General features: G+C 67.3%; 3 protein-coding genes. 1 reads left to right on the top strand and 2 read right to left on the bottom strand.

Annotated elements, in window-relative coordinates; all coding sequences use genetic code 11:
• The coding region (locus U9980_RS17410; protein WP_322768886.1) for a bacterial transcriptional activator domain-containing protein at positions 1-689 on the top strand (689 nt) is incomplete at its 5' end.
• Between the two features lie 49 nt (positions 690-738).
• Here U9980_RS17410 and U9980_RS17405 read toward each other — a convergent pair.
• Together U9980_RS17405 and U9980_RS17400 are read right to left on the bottom strand one after the other, a co-directional pair.
• Positions 739-2,865 carry a serine/threonine-protein kinase gene (locus U9980_RS17405; protein WP_322768885.1) on the bottom strand — a complete coding sequence of 709 codons (2,127 nt, stop codon included), beginning with the start codon at positions 2,863-2,865 and terminating at the stop codon, positions 739-741.
• A 200-nt stretch (positions 2,866-3,065) separates the two neighbouring features.
• Positions 3,066-4,403, bottom strand: a 1,338-nt coding sequence (locus tag U9980_RS17400; RefSeq protein WP_322768884.1) for a WD40 repeat domain-containing protein, incomplete at its 5' end; no start/stop codon positions are given.

The raw sequence follows: 4,403 nt of genomic DNA, 5'->3' as shown, positions 1-4,403 counted from the left end.
TGTTGACCGAATTGGTGGTCTATCTCGCCCTGCATCGCAACGGGATACCCACCAGCGACCTCAATACGGCGATCTGGCCACACGGAGCGTCCGGCGAGGTGGCGGCGGCGGCACTCGACGACGCCCGCGCCTGGCTCGGGCCAGCCAGCGGCGGTGGTCCGCGCATCACCATCAGCGACGACGGATGCTGGCGGCTCGCGGACGATGTCCGGTGTGACTGGGACCTGTTCATCGCCTACACCCACCGGTCCGGGTGGCCGGATGTCAACACCGATGCCAACACCGATGCCGAAGAGGACCTCATCACCGCGTTACGACTGGTCACCGGGCCGCTGTGGACGAACCTACCCGATCACCGCTACGACTGGCTGGCCTCGAGCCCGATCAGAACGTCCATAGCGACCACAGTTGTGGATGTTGCCCACCGGCTTGCCCAACTCACGCTCGGCTATGGCGATACCGTGACCGCCGTTGCGGCATGCCGGACCGGCCTGCGCGCCGTACCGACGGCCGAGGTCCTGTGGCGAGACCTGTTGCGTACGGTTGCCGCCCGGCGCGACCGCAAGGCGCTGGAAGCCGTGATCGGTGAGACGTACCGAGTGATCGCGCCACCGCGAAGCGGTCTGAAGGCTCAGGCCGAGACAGAGGCGCTGGTACGGGAACTGCTGTCGGGATTGCGCCGCCGATAACCGGGGCGCTACCGATAGCCGGGCCCCGGGGTCCGCGGGCCGTAGAGGATCAGCCGTACGGCCCGTTGACCCGGTACGGCGGGAGCGCGGAAGGCGGCGGTTGCCACGGCCCCGGCATCGGCAGCATCGGGCCGCGGGCACGGGCGCCGAACAGCGCAAGTACCGCGATCGCCGCGAACGCGGCGAGATGAACATCGGGCAGGTTCAGGTTGGTTCCGCCAAGGGGCGCGAGAAGACGCGGCGAAATTGGGATCATGAACGACGGCGCCTTGAGCCGCAGCAGCGCCACCGCAACGGTGGCCCTCGCTGCGAACAGGAAGAAACGGTCCGACCGGCGATCACAGAGCAGGCCGAGTGCCACCAGCCCGATCACCACGGCGAAGCTGTCCACCACATAGATCATGAGTCTCGGCTGGAACATCTCGAGTGCGCAGACACCGGCCGCCACCGCCGCGATGAGAAATGTCGCGCCTCCGGACGGCGCCAGCAGACTGGCAAGAAGCAGCATCCCTCCGATGACGAGCGTTCCGATCAGGCTCCGCTGGTCGGAAAGGACGTAGGCCTTCCAGAGGGGATTGGCTGGGATGAACAGGACGACGCCCAGCCCGACCGCCAACGTGGCAAAGGCCGTCCAGCGTCCGGAGCTCCAGCCAGCCGTCCAGCCTCGCCAAGCGAGAACGACGGTCATGGAAACCGCAGCCCCTATCATGATCATCCACCAGCCTGCACGACGTGGCTCATGAATGATCTCGCGGGTCCAACCGAGTTCCGCCAGCGACATCACAGACAGGCCGACGACGCAGCCGCTCGCGAAGTCACGCCCACTACCCCACCGGTTTGCGGCCACCAAAGCGATGAGCGCCACCGGCAATGCCAGGAACGCTATCCCGAATTCGCCGAAAACATCCCATACATCACGGTTCCGGTAGAGTCCGGGCGTCCGCAGCGCGGAGGGAATCAGCGTCAGGACAGCTGCCACCAGCAGGACGCCCAGAACCGGCGTCGCCATCGGCACGGAGCGGCCGAACCAGCCCTGTTGAGGTGGGCCCGGGGGGTCGAGCATGCCGCGCACGTCAGGCGCGGCCGGCGGCGCAGCCCGGGATGCGGTTGGCAAAGGCGGCTGCGGTGTCCGCAGCTCCTCCTGGGCGGGCCGCTGCCAGTCCGATGGGGATGGTGCGGACGGAAATCCGGTATTCGGGGGTCCGGCGTAGCCCCCCGCCCCTGGTGGCGGTGGGGTCTGCCAGCCCGACCACGGAGCTTCCCGGCGGGTGGCGGAGGGCTGCGGCGGCCCGTACGGGTTTGCCGGCGGTGGGGCATCGCCACCACGGACGAGACGGGTGGCGATCTGCTCGGATTCGGTTATGCCGTGGATGTGGTGGCCGGTGAGACCCGTCACCACATCGGCCGCGGTGGGGCGCTCGGCGGGTGCCTTGGCCAGCGCCCTGGAGATCACCGAGGCGACCGCTACCGGCATGCCAGCAAGATCGGGAGGACCGCCGAGGACCCTGGCCATCGAAGCGGTCGGGGTCTCAGCGGCAAAGGGATGCCGGCCGGTCGCGGCGTACGCGACGCAGGTCGCCCAGGCGAAGATGTCGGCGGCGGGTCCGGCACGCTCGCCGGAAAGCTGCTCGGGTGCCATCCACGCGATGGTTCCGATGCTGAAGCCGGTTTTCGTGTTCACTGTGGCGTCGGACAACCGGGCGATACCGAAGTCGATGACCTTCGGCCCGTCCCATGCCATGATGATGTTCCCGGGTTTGAGGTCGCGGTGCACCACGCCGGCGTCATGGATGACGACCAGGGCCTCGGCCAGCCCGACGGCGAGGCTCATCAGCGCGTTGCCGTCCAGGCGGCCACGTCGGCGCACGGCGTCGGCCAGGCTCACCCCGTCCACGTATGCGGTCGCCATCCACGGACGAGGGGCGTCGACATCCGCGTCGAGCACTTCGGCCACGAAGGTGCCACGAACCCGCCGGGCGGCCGTGACCTCCTGCCGAAAACGCGCGCGGAACTCAGGATCCGCGGCGACGTTACGGTGCGGGAACTTGATTGCCACCGGCGTGTCGTCCGGGGCGAAGCCCTGGTAGACGACGCCCATGCCGCCTTCACCGAGACGGCCGTGCAGGCGGTACGGCCCGACCGAACGCGGATCGTCAGCAGCAAGCGGCGCGAGCACCCGATCCCCTCTCGCCGACCCCGATCACGTGCGGAGATTACCCGACCGCACAGGCCCCACCCGCATCCCGGTCATAAAGCCGTCGGAAACCTGGTCGGTACCCATCGGCTCACCGTATGATCCGGACCCCGTGATTCTAGGCGCCTGTGGCGAAGTTGTCCATTTTAACCGAAATGTACGGTTGCCTTCCATGCGGATCTTCAGCTGGTGCAGGTGTCCGCATAGGGCAGATCATGTGTGTACAAAGTCCAGGTCTCCTGGTCGAGTGAGGTTCCAGCAAACGCGCATGCCCACGGCAGCGCGTTCGTGCGCAGCGTGTCGAAGACGGAGACATCCCAGATTTGAATGGTGCGATCATAGCTCCCGGTGGCAAGGGTGTGGCCGTCCGGTGAGAACGCCACCGACGTCACGGTGCCGGCGTGGCCCCTGAGCGGGATCCCGAGGGGCTGGGGACCGGTCGGGGTCGTGAGATCCCACAGGCGAACGGTCTTGTCATTGCTGCCACTGGCAAGGATGTGGCCGTCGGACGAGAACGCCACCGACGTCACGATGTCGGTGTGACCGGTGAGAGGCGGACCGATGGGGCGAGGCCGGTCCGGGCTGCTGACATCCCACAGGCGCACGGTGCCGTCGTAGCTTCCGCTGGCGAGGATACGGCCGTCGGGCGAAAACGCCACCGACGTCACCGCACCGGTATGGCCGGTGAGAGGCGAACCGACGGGGCGGGGCTGACCCGGGCTGCTGACATCCCACAGGCGGACGGTACTGTCGTAACTTCCGCTGGCGAGGGTACGGCCGTCGGGCGAAAACGCCACCGACGTCACAGTGCCGGTATGGCCGGTGAGAGAAATGCCGATGGACTGAACACCTGCCGGCGTGGTGAGATCCCACAGGCGGACACCGTTGTCGTTGGTGCCGGCGGCGAGGGTATGGCCATCGGGCGAAAACGCTACCGACGTCACCGCGCCGATACGGCCAGCGATGGGATCAGTAAACGGCGAGCCGACGGGCCGGGATGGTTGGCTCGGCCTGGTGAGATCCCACAGACGGACGGAATTGTTGTCGTCGTTACTTCCGGTGGCGAACGTATGGTCGTCAGGCGAAAACGCCACAGCCGTCACCGCACTGGTGCCGCCAGTGGCAGGTGGGCCGACGGGCCGGGATGGTTGGCTCGGCCTGGTGGGATCCCACAGGAGCACACTGCTGTCATTGCTACCGCTGGCAAGAGTCCGACCGTCCCGGGAGAACGCCACCGACGTCACCGCGCTGGTCAGGTCGCCAGGAGACGCGCTGGTCAGGCTGCTAGGAGATAGGCCGACGGGGTGGGGTGGTTGGCTCGGGCTGGTGAGATCCCATAGGAGCACACTGCTGTCATTGCTACCGCTGGCAAGAGTCCGGCCGTCCCGGGAGAACGCCACCGCGGTCACGACATCGGTGTCACCGGCGAGAGGCGGATCCACCAAGCGCTGTTGGCCCGGGTCACTGAGATCCCACAAACGGACGCTCTTGTCATTGCTGCCGCTGGCAAGAGTCCGACT

This window comes from Protofrankia sp. Cr1, from assembly GCF_963555865.1.
Lineage (GTDB): Bacteria > Actinomycetota > Actinomycetes > Frankiales > Frankiaceae > Protofrankia.
This window is presented reverse-complemented; position numbering and strand designations above follow the sequence as displayed.